13 protein-coding genes are annotated in these 16,732 nt (G+C 62.1%); 5 read left to right on the top strand and 8 right to left on the bottom strand.

Annotation, left to right across the window (positions count from 1 at the left end):
* Positions 1 to 6 precede the first annotated feature (6 nt).
* The gene (locus HT585_RS15590; protein WP_176353786.1) at positions 7 to 498 is read right to left on the bottom strand and encodes an Lrp/AsnC family transcriptional regulator; all 492 of its coding nucleotides are present in this window, start codon (positions 496 to 498) and stop codon (positions 7 to 9) included.
* A gap of 123 nt (positions 499 to 621) precedes the next feature.
* Here HT585_RS15590 and HT585_RS15585 point away from each other — a divergent pair, with 123 nt between their 5' ends.
* Positions 622 to 3,021 (top strand): transketolase-like TK C-terminal-containing protein, encoded by a 2,400-nt coding sequence (locus tag HT585_RS15585; RefSeq protein ID WP_246707696.1) that lies wholly within the window; start codon positions 622 to 624, stop codon positions 3,019 to 3,021.
* 60 nt (positions 3,022 to 3,081) lie between these two features.
* Here the strand turns inward: HT585_RS15585 and HT585_RS15580 are convergent, their stop codons facing one another.
* The 7 genes from HT585_RS15580 to HT585_RS15550 form a co-directional block, all read right to left on the bottom strand.
* Positions 3,082 to 5,043 (bottom strand): glycosyltransferase family 2 protein, encoded by a 1,962-nt coding sequence (locus HT585_RS15580; protein ID WP_176353785.1) that lies wholly within the window; start codon positions 5,041 to 5,043, stop codon positions 3,082 to 3,084.
* Positions 5,044 to 5,051: 8 nt separating this feature from the next.
* Positions 5,052 to 6,260: a hypothetical protein gene (locus HT585_RS15575; RefSeq protein WP_176353784.1), complete on the bottom strand. Its 1,209-nt coding sequence runs from the start codon at positions 6,258 to 6,260 to the stop codon at positions 5,052 to 5,054.
* A gap of 56 nt (positions 6,261 to 6,316) precedes the next feature.
* Positions 6,317 to 7,654, bottom strand: coding sequence for an HlyD family secretion protein (locus HT585_RS15570; protein WP_176353783.1), 1,338 nt, complete (start codon positions 7,652 to 7,654; stop codon positions 6,317 to 6,319).
* Between the two features lie 450 nt (positions 7,655 to 8,104).
* Positions 8,105 to 9,229 (bottom strand): DmpA family aminopeptidase, encoded by a 1,125-nt coding sequence (locus HT585_RS15565; RefSeq protein WP_176353782.1) that lies wholly within the window; start codon positions 9,227 to 9,229, stop codon positions 8,105 to 8,107.
* Positions 9,230 to 9,231: 2 nt separating this feature from the next.
* Positions 9,232 to 10,062 carry an ABC transporter permease gene (locus tag HT585_RS15560; protein ID WP_176353781.1) on the bottom strand — a complete coding sequence of 277 codons (831 nt, stop codon included), beginning with the start codon at positions 10,060 to 10,062 and terminating at the stop codon, positions 9,232 to 9,234.
* Positions 10,063 to 10,071: 9 nt separating this feature from the next.
* Positions 10,072 to 10,971 carry an ABC transporter permease gene (locus HT585_RS15555; protein WP_176353780.1) on the bottom strand — a complete coding sequence of 300 codons (900 nt, stop codon included), beginning with the start codon at positions 10,969 to 10,971 and terminating at the stop codon, positions 10,072 to 10,074.
* Between the two features lies 1 nt (position 10,972).
* Complete coding sequence (locus HT585_RS15550; protein WP_176353779.1) at positions 10,973 to 12,064, bottom strand: ABC transporter ATP-binding protein; 1,092 nt, start codon at positions 12,062 to 12,064, stop codon at positions 10,973 to 10,975.
* A gap of 165 nt (positions 12,065 to 12,229) precedes the next feature.
* Here HT585_RS15550 and HT585_RS15545 point away from each other — a divergent pair, with 165 nt between their 5' ends.
* From HT585_RS15545 to HT585_RS15530, 4 genes are all read left to right on the top strand, one after another.
* Positions 12,230 to 13,309 (top strand): polyamine ABC transporter substrate-binding protein, encoded by a 1,080-nt coding sequence (locus HT585_RS15545; protein WP_176353778.1) that lies wholly within the window; start codon positions 12,230 to 12,232, stop codon positions 13,307 to 13,309.
* A 102-nt stretch (positions 13,310 to 13,411) separates the two neighbouring features.
* Positions 13,412 to 14,266 carry a MurR/RpiR family transcriptional regulator gene (locus HT585_RS15540; protein ID WP_176353777.1) on the top strand — a complete coding sequence of 285 codons (855 nt, stop codon included), beginning with the start codon at positions 13,412 to 13,414 and terminating at the stop codon, positions 14,264 to 14,266.
* Positions 14,267 to 14,718: 452 nt separating this feature from the next.
* Positions 14,719 to 15,555, top strand: coding sequence for a MurR/RpiR family transcriptional regulator (locus HT585_RS15535; RefSeq protein ID WP_176353776.1), 837 nt, complete (start codon positions 14,719 to 14,721; stop codon positions 15,553 to 15,555).
* 28 nt (positions 15,556 to 15,583) lie between these two features.
* On the top strand, positions 15,584 to 16,702 hold the full coding sequence (locus HT585_RS15530; protein ID WP_425513761.1) for an ABC transporter substrate-binding protein: 1,119 nt from the start codon (positions 15,584 to 15,586) through the stop codon (positions 16,700 to 16,702).
* Positions 16,703 to 16,732: the final 30 nt, after the last annotated feature.

The following is a 16,732-nucleotide window of genomic DNA, read 5'->3' as shown; positions in this document are numbered from 1 at the left end:
CCGCGTTCAGCCGTTGCGCAGATGCTCTGTCGGCAGCGCGGTCGTATACTTGATCTGGCTGAGCGCGAAGCTCGATCGGATACTGGAAACGCCGGGGATCGTCGTCAGGAAATCGACCACGAGCGCCTGGTACTTCATCAGGTCCTCGACGACGACGCGCAGCATGTAGTCCGACTCTCCCGTCATCAGGTAACATTCGACGATTTCGGGCTTGGTCTTGATGGCAGTGCTGAAGACGTCGAGCGAGGCGCGGTCCTGCTGCTTCAGCGACACGTGCACGAACACGTTGACGGCAAGACCAAGCGCGAAGGCGTCGACGAGCGCGACCGAGCCCTTGATGACACCGCTCTCCTTCAGTTCGTTGACGCGACGCCAGCAGGGAGAGGCCGAAAGCCCGGTTGCCTCGGCTAGCTCGGCCGTGCTGATCTCGGCGTTCTGCTGCAAGAGGTCGAGGATGCGGATGCTCGCTGCGTCAAAGCTCGGCGTTTTCCTGGGCATGAAATTTCCTGAAATGGCGTATCAACGGTCAGTATTGCCGGAAATGACAAAATTTCCAACAAAGATAGACCGGATATTTCGCGCGGGCAGGTGTAGCGTTTCCAGGTTCTGGGAGGAGCCGACATGGAAGAGCAGAAACTTTCGACCGCCACGCTGAAATGCCTGAAGGATCTGGAGCGGCAGGTGCTGTGGCATGCGTGCTGGATGATCCACAACGCCAATCATATCCGGGAAAAGGGCGAGGTGAAAGTCGGCGGGCACCAGGCATCCTCCGCCTCGATCACGTCGATCATGACGGCGCTATACTTCCATATCCTGCGACCGGAAGATCGGGTTGCGGTCAAGCCGCATGCCGCCCCGGTCTTCCATGCGATCCAGTATCTGATGGGCAACCAGACGCGCGAGAAGCTGCAGAATTTCCGCGGCTTCGGCGGCGCGCAATCTTATCCGAGCCGGACAAAGGATATCGACGATGTCGATTTTTCGACCGGCTCCGTCGGACTCGGCGTCGGCATCACCGCCTTTGCCTCGATCATCCAGGACTACATCGCGTCGAAACCCTGGGCTCAAACGAAGAGCGACGGTCGGATGATTGCGCTGGTCGGCGACGCTGAACTCGACGAGGGCAATATCTACGAGTGCCTGCAGGAAGGCTGGAAGCATGACCTTCGCAACACCTGGTGGGTGATCGACTACAACCGCCAGAGCCTTGACGGTGTCGTTCGCGAGGGCCTCTGGCAGCGGATCGAAGCGATCTTCACCGCTTTCGGCTGGGACGTGAAGGTCGTCAAATACGGCTCCCTGCAGGAGGCGGCTTTCAAGGAGCCCGGCGGCGAGACCCTGCGTGGCTGGATCGACCGTTGCCCCAACCAGCTCTATTCGGCCCTGACCTTCCAGGGCGGGGCCGCCTGGCGCAAGCGGCTTCAGGACGAAATCGGCGACCAGGGCCCTGTCAGCAAGCTGCTTGCTTCGCGCAGCGACGACGAACTATCGGAGCTGATGAGCAATCTCGGCGGCCATTGCATCCAGACGCTGGCCGAGACCTTTGCCAGCATCGACCATGATCGCCCCACGGTCTTTCTCGCCTATACGATCAAAGGCTGGGGAACGCCGCTCGCCGGCCACAAGGACAATCATGCCGGCCTGATGACCAAGGCGCAGATGCAGGATTTCCAGCAGAAGATCGGTGTTCGGGCCGGGGAGGAGTGGGAGGAGTTTGCGGCGGTCGCCGATGCCGGGGCCGCTAAGAGCTTCCTGAAAAGCGTGCCGTTCTTTGCCAAGGGCACGCGGCGGTTCAAGTCGCAGCCGGTGCAATCGGCTGGTCCGGTTCTGCTCGACGACCGCGAGCTTTCGACCCAGGCAGGCTTCGGCAAGATCCTCGATGCGCTGGCGCAGCGCGACGACGCCCTCGCGGCCCGTATCGTGACCATGGCACCCGACGTGACCGTCTCGACCAATCTCGGGCCGTGGGTCAACCGGCGCGGGCTTTTCGCCCGCGATATGCAGGCCGATACGTTCCGCGACGAGAAGGTGCCCTCGGCGCAGAAGTGGTCTTTCGGTCCCAGCGGACAGCATATCGAACTCGGCATTGCCGAGATGAACCTGTTCCTGCTCCTGGGCGCAGCCGGCCTCTCCCACTCGGTGTTCGGCGAGCGCCTGCTGCCGATCGGCACGGTCTACGATCCCTTCGTCGCCCGTGGTCTCGATGCCCTCAACTATGCCTGCTACCAGGACGCGCGCTTCATGATCGTCGGCACGCCATCGGGCGTGACACTGGCGCCGGAGGGCGGTGCCCACCAGTCGATCGGCTCGCAGTTGATCGGCATGAGCCAAGACGGGCTTGCCAGTTTCGAGCCTGCCTATCTCGACGAACTCTCCGTGATCATGGACTGGTCATTCGACTACATGCAGCGCGATGGCGATGCCGTGCACGACGAACGCACATGGCTGCGCGATACGACCGGCGGCTCCGTCTATCTCCGGCTGACCACCCGCCCGCTCGAACAGATGCAACGCCGCGAGGATGCGACCTTCCGCCAGGGTGTGATCGACGGCGCCTACTGGCTGCGCGAGCCGCGGCCGAACACCCAGCTGGTTCTGGCCTATCAGGGTTGCGTCGCGCCGGAAGTGCTGATGGCGGCGGGGCGGCTTGCGGAACGTCACCGCGATGTCGCGGTGCTGGCGGTGACATCTGCCGATCGGCTGAACGCCGGCTGGACTGCGGCGCAGCGGGCACGGCGGCACGGCCACTACACGGCGGAAAGCCATATCGAGGCGCTGCTGGCGCCGTTGTCCGATGCCTGCGAGATCATCACCGTCACCGATGGTCATCCCGCAACCCTCGGCTGGTTCGGATCGGTGCACGGTCACCGCACCGTTTCGCTTGGGGTGGAGCATTTCGGGCAGACGGGCACGATCGCCGACCTCTACGCCCATTTCGGCATCGATACGGATTCGATCATCGAGGCTGCCGAAGCGGTCGCTCTCGGCCGCAATCGCCGCAAGTTCAGGCAGGCCGGATAGGATCGCCATACGCGATGACCGGGGTGCCGGAGCACCTCGCTCCCCGCTTGCAGATCAGGGTCAGCCGATAAAGGCGCGCCGCAGAAGGCCGGCCATCGATGCGCGCAAGCTGCCATGATCGGCAATTTGGGCGCGCGACACGCCGAACAGCAGGCGCAGGATGCCGTTTCGTTGTTCGGTTGTCGGCAAGATCGTCAATCCGCCGCCGGCGTCATGGATTTCTGCAATGCGGACCCAGCCGATCTGAGGCAGGTAGACCGCTGCATTATCCGTTCGCGCCGGGTCCAGGCCCGGAATGCGGACGCGGTCGGCCGAAAGTCCGCCTATCCTGACGTCGACGGTGTGTCCGGCCTGCCGATACTGGCCGTCCAGTGACACGTCGATGACCTCTTCCTGCCCGTATCGTGGCAGTTCGATGCAGACGAGCAGGCTGACGAAGGCGATGGTCATCGATACCAGGGACCAGACGAGATTGAGGATCTCGCGCTCGGAAAAATCCGTGGGCGCGCTCCACGCGAGCACCGTCTGCAGCACCGAAAGACCGGAAAGCACCGTTACCAGGCCGAAAAAGAGCGCCGTCGGCAGGTGTACGCGCATGCGCGCACGGTCGCCGCCTTTCTCCGTCACCTTGAAGGGGCGGCCGAACGGCCGGCGGATCGCCTGCAGCAGCGTAAGCGTGACCGGAAGCGCCGTAAGCGCGTGGGTTACCTCGGTAAACAGCGGCAAGGTCCGTTTTCCCGAGATCCAGGATGCGTAGACCCAGAACACCAGCAATGACGAGATGCCGTACTTCATGAACAGGAGCTCGTCGGCCTGAAGCGCGGAAATGCCGAAGAGCCAATAGATCGACGGCGCGAAAAGCAGGCAGAGAATAAAGGGCTTCGACAGCCAGCACAGCAATCCGTGCAGATAGTGAAAGCGCTGGCGCAGGGTGAAATGCCCTCGCCACAGCGGGCCATCCTTCAGGAGACCGATCTGGATCGTGCCGAGGCACCACCGGGTTCGCTGAGTGATGTATTCGGGAATGCCCTCGGCCGAAAGGCCGACGCTGAGTTTCTCGTTCAGCCATCGGGTCACGTAGCCGCGCTCCATCAGCCGATAGCTGAGCAGCATGTCCTCCGACAGGGCCTCATGCGGAAAGCCGCCGATTTCGTTGACGAGATCCCGGCGCACCACGAAGCTCGTTCCCACGCAGAAGGCGCACTCGACCGCATCCTTTGCCGGTTGGAACGTGTCGAAGAAGACGCGCTGATCGTCGACGAAGCTCGAAGCGATGTGCAGGTTGTGCTGGATCGGGTCGGCGTTGAAGTAGAACTGCGGCGTCTGGACGATGCCGATACGCTGGCTTCTGAACAGCCCGACGACGCGCTTGAGAAAGTTGGCCTGCGGCGCGAAGTCCGCGTCGAGGACCATGATGAAATCGGATGCTCGCTCCTTGTTCGTCAGTTGCAGCGCGTTGTTGAGATTGCCGGCCTTGGCATGCCGGTTGTCCGGACGCGTGATGTAATTGACGCCGATGGTCTCGCAGTATTCGCGCACTTCGGGGCGGCGGGTGTCGTCGCAGACATAGACCTGGAAATCCGGGTAATCCATCGCCTTGGCGCAAACGGCGGATTTTTCCAGAATATGGATCGGCTCGTTGTAGGTGCAGATGAAAACGGCAACCGATGGATAGCGGCCGCTTGCGGCAAGTTCGCTCTCTGCGGCATCCGCCTCGGCGGTCCAGTCCGTGGTGCGGCAAAGGATCAGGACGGATGCGACCGCGTAGACGATCGATATCGCCTCGAACGAAAAATAGACATAGGGCCAGAGGCTTTCCGCTGTCGGTTCGAGGTCGGGCAGGGTATCGAGCAGTCGCCAGCAAAGATAGAGCGCGAGCGATGTTGCAGTGACGATGCTGAAGGCAACCCTTTCCACCGGGTTGCGCGGATCCGCCAGGGCGGCAAGCGCCAGGAACGCCAGTGCAACGCCGAGATCAAACAGAAGGACGCTTGTGAGATCGGAATCGAGGTGGAAAAACATGACAGCTCTCAATTGGCTCGGAACGGATTGAAAGCCGTGGCCGCGAGGACGGCCCAGGCCGTGGCGCCCAGGTGTGGCCGTCTGTAGTAGCGAAACGCGCCCCCGACACCCGCAGCGTCGATCGTAAGGCCGGTCGATATTTCCTCGTCGCGGGTAGCAAACAGCCAACCCGAAACCGCGTCGCGATTGTCCATCACGCTTTCCATCAACCTTTCGGCGCGCTTTTCGTCACCCTCCAACCGAAACATCAATGCAGCCTGCGCCGTTCCTTCGATCCAGATCCCGTCCCGGTCGTCGTTGAAGTCGTAGCCGCCCGGGACTGCGAGTTTGGCATCGATGCGCAATGGCGCTTCGTTCCATCCCGCCGGTCGCTCGCCCGCAGGCACCACCATCAACGGCCATATCTGCACGTCGAGAACGGTGATGCCGTCGCGCACCGGCTTGCCCGATGGGTCCGTGCCGATCAGGAAGCCTTGCTCGCCGTCAAACATGCTCGTGACGAAATGCATGGTCGAGCGCGCAAGGAGGTCCCATTGCGGGTCTTCGGTTTCCGATTTCAGCCAGCGTGCGACGGCAAGCGCATCGATATTGTGTTCCGTCGATTTCCAAGGGATGGGTTTTGACGCCGGATCGAAGCCGAAATATCCCCCGGTCAGGCCGACGCCGTCCTCACGAAGTCCGCGCTTCAGCCACGCACCGAGATCCATGGCACCGTCGAGATAGGCGGGTTCGCGCGTGCGGGCATGAAGCTGGAGCAGGGCGAGTGCGGCCCAGGCGACATTTCCAAGGGCGGTGCTGACCTGATATTCGTCTTCGGCCCAATGGCCCCCCTCGGCGTCCCACCATCCGGGAAGGGCAACCGGCACGGTGATTTCTCCGCTCCGGTAGGCGTTGCGCAGGCGGCCGTCGCGAAACTGCCGATCTGTCTTCGTTGCGGCCAGCAATGCGTCACCGATCGATCTGGCTGCGGCAATCCTGCCGCAGGCTAGCAAGGCGATGGCTGCAAGGGCGTTGTCGTAGGTGAACGCCGCCGTCGCCAGCGGCTGCGGCAAGGCTGTTTCGTTCGGTCCCGGCCGATAGCTTGGGATGAAACCGACAGCCGGCGGCTGCCCGGCCGTGTCGTGCTGCACGGCTGCGATCGCATCGCAAAGCTCGCTTGCCGCGCCCTCGGCAGCTGTCGCGGGCGAGGCAAGGCAGGCAAGGCAGGCGAGCGCCATGGCCCGTGATCCCAGGGGAAGGGGTGAACGAGACATCAGCGGATACCTCACAAACGTCAGAGCGCTTTCTCACGGATGCGGGCGCCGTCGGGCTTCATCGCCACGGCCAGTGTGGTGGTGCCGGAAAGGCGGGCACCGCGGGGCGATACGCGCGTGATTCTCGCCTGCTCGCCCGGGTCTGTCACGGGAGCGTCCGTAAACGCCGCCAGGTGCTGACGGAGCTGGCCGGCATAACCGGCAAGCGCGCTCGACGTGTTGTCGAACTGGCGGCGGGTCCACACAACCCAGGTTTTCGGCATGCTGACAGTCACCCACGTGCCGACGCCGCAGAACTTGCTGACGACTCCATTGTCCGAATGCGCTGCATCGGGGGCTATGAAGGCGTAGAGTTCGCGCCGTTCCGTCGGCGGAAATGGCACGGCATAGTCGAGATCGACCCTCTCGGTCGTCTTTGGCACCAGTCGCTCGACGCGGCCAAGAACCGGACCGTCCCAGCCGTCGGCCTCCACCGTCACGCTTGCGCCCAATGACAGGCTTTGTGCCTGGCGCTCGGAAAAGATGGCAACGACGAAGGCGTCGGCACAGCTGACAGATTCGGCCAGCGTATCGCCACCGCTGACCTGCTTTCCGACCTGCGCCACGGTCTTGAAGAGCTTTGCCTGCGTGGAAATCGCCACATCGGCCCGAACGAGCTTGGCGATGCGTTCCTCTTCCGCATTCGCCAGAGCTTTCAGCTGGTCGATGCGCGCCTGGATGGTTGCAGTCTGGATGCTGATCTGCGAGCGGTCGGCCTTCACATTGCGGATCTCTCGCTGAAGGTCCTGCAACGATTGCTGTTCGCCGCCGACGAAGATGCCCGAGCGGGCATTGTCGAGATCCGCACTCAACATCTCGACCCGCAATCTGGCCGCTACGATCTTCGTATCCTCCAGCCTCAGCGTATTGGCAAGCTCATCCCGGTTACCGGCGATCACGCCCTTTTTCACGAGGCTGAGTTTCCGCTCCGCGGCGTTCTTCTCGTTGGCGGACGACAGGCTGACGATTTCCAGGTGCGCTTGCGCGTTGCGCAGATCGTTGTCTGAGCGAATGATGACAGCCGCCTGCTGGCGGTCCAAGTCCCGCTCGAGATCGGCGATGCGGCGGAGATAATCCGCATGAATCGACTGCTTGAGCGCCAGATCGTTCTGAAGTGACGTCAGCTCGATCGTCAGGCCGATCAACGTCGAGCGGTCGACACGGTCGTTTTCGATCGTTGCAAGCGGGAGGCTGCCGTCGCCTACCGTGTTGACCTCGACCACGCGCCCGCCGATCGGCGAGGTGATCGAAACGACCGGGGCGTTGGTGACGGCGCGTGTCGTCGATGATGAGAAGACCGGCGGTGCTATCGTCGTCATGAACGTAGAACCGACAACCCCGAGCACGCCAAGAGATAAAATTCTGACTGATTTAGTGTTATTTGTCGAAATGTCTTTGTTTGTCTTGGAAGACATAGCTTTAATCTCCAAAGGTGATTTTTATGCTACGCATCCTCCCATAGTTTTTAAGGGTTACACGCTGTTGGTATCTCGTCAAGACAGAATATTAGCAAATTATTGATGAATATATATTCATTTTCTGCATCGTTTAACGGCAACTGTCCTTGCGTTGATCAGCTGCACAAGAAATAAGCGGCGCGCCAAATCGACCGCTGGAGTTGACGCAAATGACAAGGAGTGCCTGCCGGCATGGGGCAGCCGATCTTGCGCCCGGCTGCGCACAGGCAGCGTCCGGCATCAGAGCCGCCTGTTATGGCGCTGCTCCTGCGCGGCAGCCACCTGCTGATGAAGGGCCGAGAGCGGCCGGCGTCAGCGCCCGTATTTTCGCATGATTTCGAGAAGGCGGCCGTGCTTGATCGCCTCGATCTTGAACCGGTCGTGCGCCGTACCGCCCGAATCGTCCGCCGCCAGCATGGCATTGACCACCGCCTCTTCGACGCTGTCGACCGTGGCCAGATAGACGGGGTCGAGCATTTCGTCATTGACGATTTCGAGCGTCAGCCTCGGCGGGGCACGGTGCGCCATCGGCTGCGGATTGGCGGTCGAAAACGCCAGGAAGATGTCACCGGAATTGTTTCCGCCGGGCGTGCCGTTGCGGCCGATGCCGATCGCCGCGCGGCGGGCAAGACGCTGAAGTTGGTGCGGCGCCATCGGCAGATCGGTGGCGATGACGACGATGATCGAGCCGCGCTCCTGCATCTGGCTCTGCGGCGTGCCATCGCGCATGTGCTCGCCGACCGGTACGCCGCAGATCGTCAGCCAGTCGCGCTGGCCGTGGTTGGCCTGCACAAGCGTGCCGATCGTGTAGTCCCGTCCGCCAAACTCGACGACCCGCGAGGCGGTGCCGGTACCACCCTTGAAGCCATAGGCGATCATGCCGGTGCCCCCGCCGCAATTGCCTTCCTCAACCGGTCCGCCGCTGGCGGCGTCGAGTGCGGCCTGCACCTCCGCTTCGCCGATAGGCTGGCCGTTGATGTCGTTCAAAACGCCGTCGTAGGTTTCGGCAACCACCGGCATGATCCAGAGAAAATCGTCGCTGTCATAGGTGGAGGCATAACGCTCCAGCATCCACTTGATCGTGGCGTGGTGGGTCATGCCGACCGCATGGGTGTTGGTGATCATCACCGGGCCGAGGAAATAGCCGCCATCCTCGATCCAGTGGGTTCCGGTCATTTCGCCGTTGCCGTTGAAACGATGCACGCCCGCATAGACGGGCACGGGTACATCCGAGCCCGCATGCGGCAGGATGGCGGTGACCCCGGTTCGGACAGGGCGCTTGCGTCCCGGGCGCGGTTCGTCCTCCGAGATGGTATGGAAGCCGACAGAAATTCCCTCGACGTCGGTGATGGCGTTGTAGGGGCCGGTGCGGCCCGTAAATGGTAGGCCAAGGTCGCGGGCGCGGGCTTTGGTGGCGGGGGTATTCTTGTTGTCCATGATCATTTCTGCCGGGAGCGGAGGTAGAGGCCAAGCGAGGCGACGACGAAGGAGAAGGTCAGCATCATCACGGCGATCGCGTTGATCTCCGGCTTGATGCCACGTCGAAGCATGGCGAAGATGAACATCGGCAGCGTCGTCACGTCGACGCCGGCGATGAAGTAGGTGATGACGAGATCGTCCATCGAGATGATGAAGGCGAGCAGGGCGCCGCCGACAATGCCGGGCAGAAGCTGCGGCAGCACCACGCGGCGAAAGGTCGTCCACTCGTCGGCGCCCAGGTCGGCCGAGGCATTTTCGAGTGTGCGGTCCATGCCGGCAAGCCGCGCCGAGACGACGATGAACACGTAGGAAATCAGGAAGGTGCACTGGCCGATGATGATCGTCATGAGGCCGAGGTGGATGCCCGAATTGACGAAGAAGATCAGAAGCGCGATGCCGAGCACGATGTCGGGCATCAGCATGGGCATGAACATGATCACCCGATAGAAACGCTGGCCGAGAAAGTCGAAGCGGTAAAGCCCGATCGCGATCGCCGTGCCGAAGACGGTGGCGATCAACGTCGTCGAGGTGGCGATGACGAGGCTGTTCCACACGGCCTGGAGAAGCTGTCCGGTTGATTCGATATAGAGCGCGTTTTCGGACACCGTGGTCTTGAACCCCAGCACCTGCGCGTACCATTCGGTGGTGAAGCCGGTCCAGGTCATCATGTTGACCGGGTTGGAATTGAACGAATAGACGGCGATCACCACCAGCGGGATGTAGATGAAGGCGAAGAAGAGGCCGGTGTAGGCAACGAGGCTGCCGCGGAAGAGGGATTGAGCGATCTTCATGGGGCGACCTCAGCGATTGAGCGCGGCGTCGGCGCCGCGCCGGCTAGACACGAACACATAGACGAGAAGCAGCAACAGCATCACGCTCATGACCATCATCGCGAGCGCCGAGCCGAACGGCCAGTTGCGGGCGGCGAGGAACTGCTGCTCAATCAGATTGCCGAGCATCATTACCTTGGCGCCGCCGAGAATGGCCGGAACGACGAAGTTGCCGAGCGCCGGGATGAAGACGATGATCGCGCCGCCGACGATACCGGGGGCCGTCAGCGGCAGGATGATGCGCCAGAAGGTGCGGATTGGGCCGGCGCCGAGATCGAGCGAGGCGCGCACCAGCGTCCAGTCCAGCTTCTCGACGCTGCCATAGACCGGCATGAACATGAACGGGATGAAGACATAGACCATGCCGAGAATGATGGCGCCGTCCGTATAGATCAGGTCGAGCGGCCGGGCGATCATGCCCGTCGACAGCAGCATCTCGTTGACGAGGCCGGTCTGGCGCAGGATCAGCACCCAGACAAACAGCCGCACGATCAGGCTGGTGAAGAAGGGCAGGGTAATGAGGAACAGGCAGAAGTTCTTCCACCGCTCCGACAGGCGGGCGATGCAGAAGGCCGCGGGATAACAGACGATGAGGGCCGCCAGAACGGTCAGCGCCGCGATCTTCACCGAGCGGATGAAGATGGCGATATAGACGGGATCGAAATCCTCGAACATCGGATCGGCAAAGCCGAGGATGCGGCCGAAGTTGTGCGGGTAGAAGGTCCACTCCACGCCGCCATAGAGCCCCGGCGCCAGAAAGCTGGTGACCATCATGATCGCGAGTGGACCGAGGAAGAACACGGCAAGGAACAGGGAAACGGGACCAAGCAGGACGGCAAGCTGGACGCGACGGCGAATGGCGATCGACATGTCACGCCTCCGCGCAAGCGTGAATGAGGTGAACGGCCGCCGGATCATAGGCAAGCCTGGCGCGGCGCGTTCGCTCGATGTCGCCGATCAGGCTGCGCCGGCCGGCCGGAATTTCGGCGATGACCTTCTTGCCAGCTGAGGTGCGGCCGAACAGTTCGAACGTCGAACCAACGAACACGATCGCCTCGAGGTCGACATCAAGGGTCGGGAACGGCTCGCCTTCGCCAGCGAGAAAGAACTGCTCGGGCCGTATCAGAGCCGTCGCCGCGCCCGATGCCGTCGACGGGGCTCGCCGATGGCGGATTTCGGTGCCGTCGCCGGTCATCAGCCTGTCACCATCGATCCGGCCGTCGAAGAGATTGCTCGCACCGATGAAGGTGGCCACGAAGCTGTTGACCGGGTGGTCGTATATTGCCCGTGGCGTGTCGAGCTGCTGGATGCGTCCGCCGGAAAGAACGGCGACGCGGTCCGACATGGTCAGCGCTTCCTGCTGGTCGTGCGTGACGAAAATGAAGGAGATCCCGAGCTCGTGCTGCAGCGTCTTCAACTCGATCTGCATGGCCTGGCGCAGGTTCTTGTCCAGCGCCGAAAGTGGCTCGTCGAGCAAAAGCAGTTTTGGACGCGCGATGATGGCGCGGGCAAGGGCGACGCGTTGCTGCTGGCCGCCGGAGAGCTGGCGCGGGCGTCGGCCTTCCATGCCCGCAAGGCCGACCATTTTCAGGGCGGCTGCCACCTGCTCGCGCCGCTTGGCCTTGGCGACGCCGGCGACCTCAAGCGCGTAGGCGGTGTTTTCGCCGACGGTCATGTGGGGAAACAGCGCGTAGTTCTGGAACACGGTGTTGACTGGCCGGCGGTAAGGCGGCCTGTCGGTCATGTCCTCCCCGTCGATCAGGATACGCCCGCCGTCGAGTTCGACGAAGCCGCTGATCGCCTGCAACAGCGTGGTCTTGCCGCAGCCGGAGGGCCCGAGAAGCGTCAGGAACTCGTTGCGCCGCACCTGAAGATCGATGGCGTCGAGCGCGGTCACGCTCCCGCCTTCCGGGGTGGCGAAGGCTTTGCTCGCCCCCTCCAGCCGGACAATGGAATCCTGCATCTGTCATTCCCCAAAATGTTATTTAAATAACGCTTGTGCGTTTTGGATATATGGATACCATTTGTTCATCGGTGTCAACGGCCGCAGAAGCCGGAGCCGGCAAGGACCAGGGAACGGTCCGACCTTGGGGCGCCAAGCCCCATGAACCATCAGAGGAGACTATCTATGACGAAAGCAAGCCGCGTCGTCCGGGCGACCAGGGCCAAACTCTTGGGCTCCGCGCGGGCCGCCGCATTTACGTTGTCCGCACTGATCGCCACCACGGCCCTCGGCCAGGCGGCCGAACTCAACATCTACAACTGGGGCGAATACATCAATCCGGCGGTGCTGAAGAAATTCGAGGAAGAGACCGAGATCAAGGTCAATCTTTCCACCTATTCCTCCAACGAGGAGATGCTGGCGAAGATCCAGGGCGGCGCCACCGGCTACGATGTCGTCTTCCCGTCGGTGCACATGCACGACATCATGTCCAAGCTCGACCTGCTGGAGAAGACCGACATCAATGCCTATGAAGGTTTCAAGAACATCGACCCGGCGTTCCTGAGGGCAAAGAGCGATCCCAAGGGCGAGTATTGCCTGCCCTACGCCTTCGGAACCGTCGGCATTGTCTACAATCGCAAGGTGCTCGGCAAGGACGTCGTCGGCTGGAAGGACCTGATTGCCACCGTCAAGGAAAAGGGCCTGAAGTTCACCCTGCTCGACGACATGCGCGAGGTTCTGGCCGTCGGCCTGATCCTCAACGGCCACAAGGTCAACTCGACCGATCCGGCCGAGTTGCAGCAGGCCGCCGATACGATCATCGCAATGAAGCCCGACGTTGCCGCTTTCACCTATGATACACGGCCGATGGTGCAGTCCGGCGATGTCGCCGCAGGGCACTTCTTCGTCGGCGCCATGGTCGACGTCTTCGCCAACCAGAAGGACCTTGGCTACGTGATCCCGGAGGAAGGGGCGACCATGTATCAGGAGGATATGTGCGTCCTGAAGACCGCGCCCAACAAGGACAACGCCATGAAGTTCATGCAGTTCTACACCCGTCCTGATATCGCGGCCCTCAACGTTTCCCAGCAGACAAACGGCACCGCCAACGTGCCGGCGCGGCAATTGACCCCCGACCAGATCAAGAATAGCAAGGAGATCAATCCGACGCCCGAAACGATGCAACGGCTCCAGATCTTCGAGGACCTGGGCTCCGGCGTGCGCCAGCTCGATCGTGTCTGGACCAAGGTGAAGACGGCGCAGTAACGGCGGCAGAGATCGGCAAATCCGCCCGCTCACAGCGTGATTTGCGTCTGATATCTGACGCGGGGCGCTGCAAGCGGGCGGGACTACCTCCGGGGAGGGGACGTGGCACAACGAATCCTGAAGCTCGTGCAGAGCGAGGAACTCAGGCGGTCGAAATCCGACAAACTGATTGCCCACTACATCGAGCGCAATCTGGCGGAGATCCCGTTTGAAACGGCAAAGTCGATCGCAAGTCGTCTCGAGCTTTCGCCGATGACTGTCGGGCGGTATCTCCGGCGCATGGGCTTCGATGGGCTCGAGCAGCTGAAGCACGAGTTGCGGCGCGGCAGTTCCAACCCGGCCTGGCAGGTGAAAGGGCCGGTCGACAGGCTGCGCGAAGACATTCGCGAGGGCAAGCTGCTCGCGGGCCTGATCCAGGAACAGATCAACAATCTCGGCATGGTCTACGAACTGACGACCTCGCCGGAGTGGCAGCAGGCGATCGACGCGCTGATCGGCGCCAGCGAGGTCTATGTCGCCGCCTATCAGAACGTGCGCGGCATCGCCCAGTATTTTGCCAGCCAGCTCTCCTATACCCGGTCGCGGGTGCAGTTTGTCGACGGCCTGAACGGCACCTATTCGGAGCTGCTCGACGGGTCGGTCGAGGGGCGCGTGCTCTTCCTGCATGACGTCAGGCGCTTTGCAGCCAAGGCGAAGCCGCTTGCGATGGAAGCCCGCCGCGCCGGCGTCAAGGTGATCCTCTATACTGACGAATATTGCCCCTGGGCAGCGGAAGTGGCGGATATCTGCCTCGTCGTCCCCGGCTCTCATGGCCCTTTGTGGGACGGCGCGGCGACAACGATCGCCGTCATGGACCTGATGCTGAGCAATATCATCGTTGTCCTCGGCGACGAGGTCAGCGAACGGGTCGGCATGCTGACGCGGCTCCAGGACGTGTTCGGCGACTTCGAGGCCTGAGCCTAGCGAAGGGCGCTTCGCTCGGCTGCCTTTCTTCGTCGGTGCGCAAATCTGTTGCCTCTCTCCCCGGAAGGCTTCCCCATTGGCCGTCGTTGACCGTCGAGGCGGCGTGAATGTCATGCTGCCCAGGTCGATGTTCATGTGCCGGCAGCCGTTGCAGCCGCCCGCGCCTTTGACCGCGTCCCCTGGCAAGCGGCAGCACGGCGTCCATTCCCTTGCGGGTCTTTGCAAAGATTTTTGTCGGCACCATTCTGCACTGTCACAAGCGCCAGTTTTCTGCCGTCATTGTCGTCGATTTCGTCCGAAAATCGCGGAAAACCCCAAAATTTCGACTGACTTTCGATTGCTGGGTCAAGCCTTGCAGGGGCTTGCAAGGATTCTTGCGGGCATTGCCTTGACTGCAATGTCATTTGCTTAAACGATGTGCCATGCAAAGAAACTTGTAGAGCGCCATGACACTCATCGATCGCATAAAGGCACAATCGAAAAGGCTGACCGAGGCGGATCAGAAGCTGATCGCGGCGATGCTTGAGAACCGGGCGGAGGCAGCCTTTCTGTCCGGGCCGCAGCTGTCGCAGCGCGCCAGCGTTCATGAGGCGACGGTGACCCGTTTGGCGCAGAAGCTCGGATACCGCGGCTTTCCCGACCTGCGGGCGCAGCTGCAGCGCGAAGTTCTCGATGATCAGGATGCCGCGACCCGCATGCGCCGCTCGGTCGCCAAGGTTGAGCATGGCGACTATCTGACAGATCTGATCGCAGCGGAGATTTCGGCGCTGGAGACGCTCGCGCGCTCGGTGCCGCAAGCTGATGTGGATCAGGCCGCCGACATGATCTTCGAGGGGCGCCGGGTGTTCGTGTTCGGTCAGGGGCACGCGCAGTCCGTCGCCGGCTTCCTGCAGCGTCGGCTCGACCGATTCGGCATGACGACGATCGCGCTGACCGGCCGCGGCCGCGATATTGCAGAGCGCATGGTCAGCATGGACAAGAGCGACATCGTCGTCGCGCTCGCCTTTCGCAAGCAACCGCAAAGCTATGCACCGCTGGTGCAGCATGCCCGGCGCGTCGGCGCACGCACGATTTTGATTTCGGACCTTGCCGGCCCGCTGATGGAGCCGGTTGCGGACTTGATGCTCGCAGCACCCCGCGGGCGTTCGGGAAGCGAGTTTCAGACGCCGACCATCCCGTTTGCGATCGTCAACGGCATCGTCCTGACGATCGCCGGCAGGCACGAGCGCGAGGTGATCGGCAGGCTGGAGAAACTGTCGGAGCTGTTCAACGACTTCGATTGACTGGGGAAAAATGGAGGAGGAAACCATGTTGAAGCGACTTATGAAGTCCGCCCTTGCGGCCTGCGTCGTGCTGCCGACGGCAGTGATGGCGGCAGATTTGGATAGCATGACACCCGAGCAGCTGCTGCCGCTCGCGCAGAAGGAAGGCAGCGTCACCGTCTTTTCGCTGTCGAGCCGGATCGCCAAGATCGAGAAAGCCTTCGAGGAGACCTATCCGGGCATCGATCTGATCGGTCTCGACATGAGTTCGACGAAGCAGATCGCGCGCCTGGAAGCCGAGCAGCAGGCGGGTGTGCATGCCGTCGACGTGCTCTACATCGCCGACACGCCGGTGGTATTCAGCAAGCTTCTCGAAGCCAAGCGCATCGTCAACTACGTGCCGCCGCGCGTGGCAGGCCAGATCGATGATCGTTACAAGGGGCCGCTGCTGACCCAGCGCTTGTCGACCAAGGTGTTGATGTACAACGAGAAGGCGTTTCCCGATGGTTCGCCCGTCACCAATCTGTGGCAGCTGACCCAGCCGGAGTGGCAGGGCAAGGTGCTGATGGTCGATCCGAGCCAGCGCGGCGAACTGCTCGACCTCCTGACCGAGATCGCGCTCCATCCGGACGAGATGGCGGCGGCCTACAAGGCACAGTTCGGCAAGGATATTGTCGTCGATGCCGATCTTCAGGGCGCCGGCGAGCAGTTCATCAAGGATCTCTTTGCCAACGACCTGATCCTCGTGCCGAACAGCGATGTGCTCAACAAGTCGGTCGGCGACGTCAATGCCAAGAACCCGCCAGTCGGCTTCGGCACCTATTCGGACCGCCGCGACAACGAGAAGGAAGGCTGGGCGCTGCAGGTCGCCAACAATGTCGAGCCCGCCAACGGAATTCTGTTTCCCGCGGTTCTGACGATCGCCGACAAGGCGCCGCATCCGGCCGCAGCGCGGCTGCTGATCGACTTCATGTTCGGCGACGACACGCCGACCGGAGGTGCCGGCTTCGAACCGTTCAACGTCCCCGGCGATTATGCCACGCGCACGACCATCGGCCATCATCCGGACTCGGTCAAACTTGCTGAGCTCAAAGCCTGGACTATCGACCCGGCCAAGACCGCCGCTGCCCGCGGTCGCGTCTCCGATCTCATCATCACGCTTCAATAACGGGTTGTCTTCCGGCGCAGTGGTTGCTGC

The organism is Ensifer oleiphilus (assembly GCF_013371465.1).
Lineage (GTDB): Bacteria > Pseudomonadota > Alphaproteobacteria > Rhizobiales > Rhizobiaceae > Ensifer > Ensifer oleiphilus.
This window is presented reverse-complemented; position numbering and strand designations above follow the sequence as displayed.

What these genes read in the sequence shown, in the direction of transcription:
- HT585_RS15590 (WP_176353786.1), bottom strand. Translation starts at nt 498, where the DNA reads ATGCCCAGGAAAACGCCGAGCTTTGACGCAGCGAGCATCCGCATCCTC.
- HT585_RS15565 (WP_176353782.1), bottom strand. Translation starts at nt 9,229, where the DNA reads ATGGACAACAAGAATACCCCCGCCACCAAAGCCCGCGCCCGCGACCTT.
- HT585_RS15550 (WP_176353779.1), bottom strand. Translation starts at nt 12,064, where the DNA reads ATGCAGGATTCCATTGTCCGGCTGGAGGGGGCGAGCAAAGCCTTCGCC.
- HT585_RS15560 (WP_176353781.1), bottom strand. Translation starts at nt 10,062, where the DNA reads ATGAAGATCGCTCAATCCCTCTTCCGCGGCAGCCTCGTTGCCTACACC.
- HT585_RS15585 (WP_246707696.1), top strand. Translation starts at nt 622, where the DNA reads ATGGAAGAGCAGAAACTTTCGACCGCCACGCTGAAATGCCTGAAGGAT.
- HT585_RS15580 (WP_176353785.1), bottom strand. Translation starts at nt 5,043, where the DNA reads ATGTTTTTCCACCTCGATTCCGATCTCACAAGCGTCCTTCTGTTTGAT.
- HT585_RS15545 (WP_176353778.1), top strand. Translation starts at nt 12,230, where the DNA reads ATGACGAAAGCAAGCCGCGTCGTCCGGGCGACCAGGGCCAAACTCTTG.
- HT585_RS15570 (WP_176353783.1), bottom strand. Translation starts at nt 7,654, where the DNA reads ATGACGACGATAGCACCGCCGGTCTTCTCATCATCGACGACACGCGCC.
- HT585_RS15575 (WP_176353784.1), bottom strand. Translation starts at nt 6,260, where the DNA reads ATGGCGCTCGCCTGCCTTGCCTGCCTTGCCTCGCCCGCGACAGCTGCC.
- HT585_RS15535 (WP_176353776.1), top strand. Translation starts at nt 14,719, where the DNA reads ATGACACTCATCGATCGCATAAAGGCACAATCGAAAAGGCTGACCGAG.
- HT585_RS15555 (WP_176353780.1), bottom strand. Translation starts at nt 10,971, where the DNA reads ATGTCGATCGCCATTCGCCGTCGCGTCCAGCTTGCCGTCCTGCTTGGT.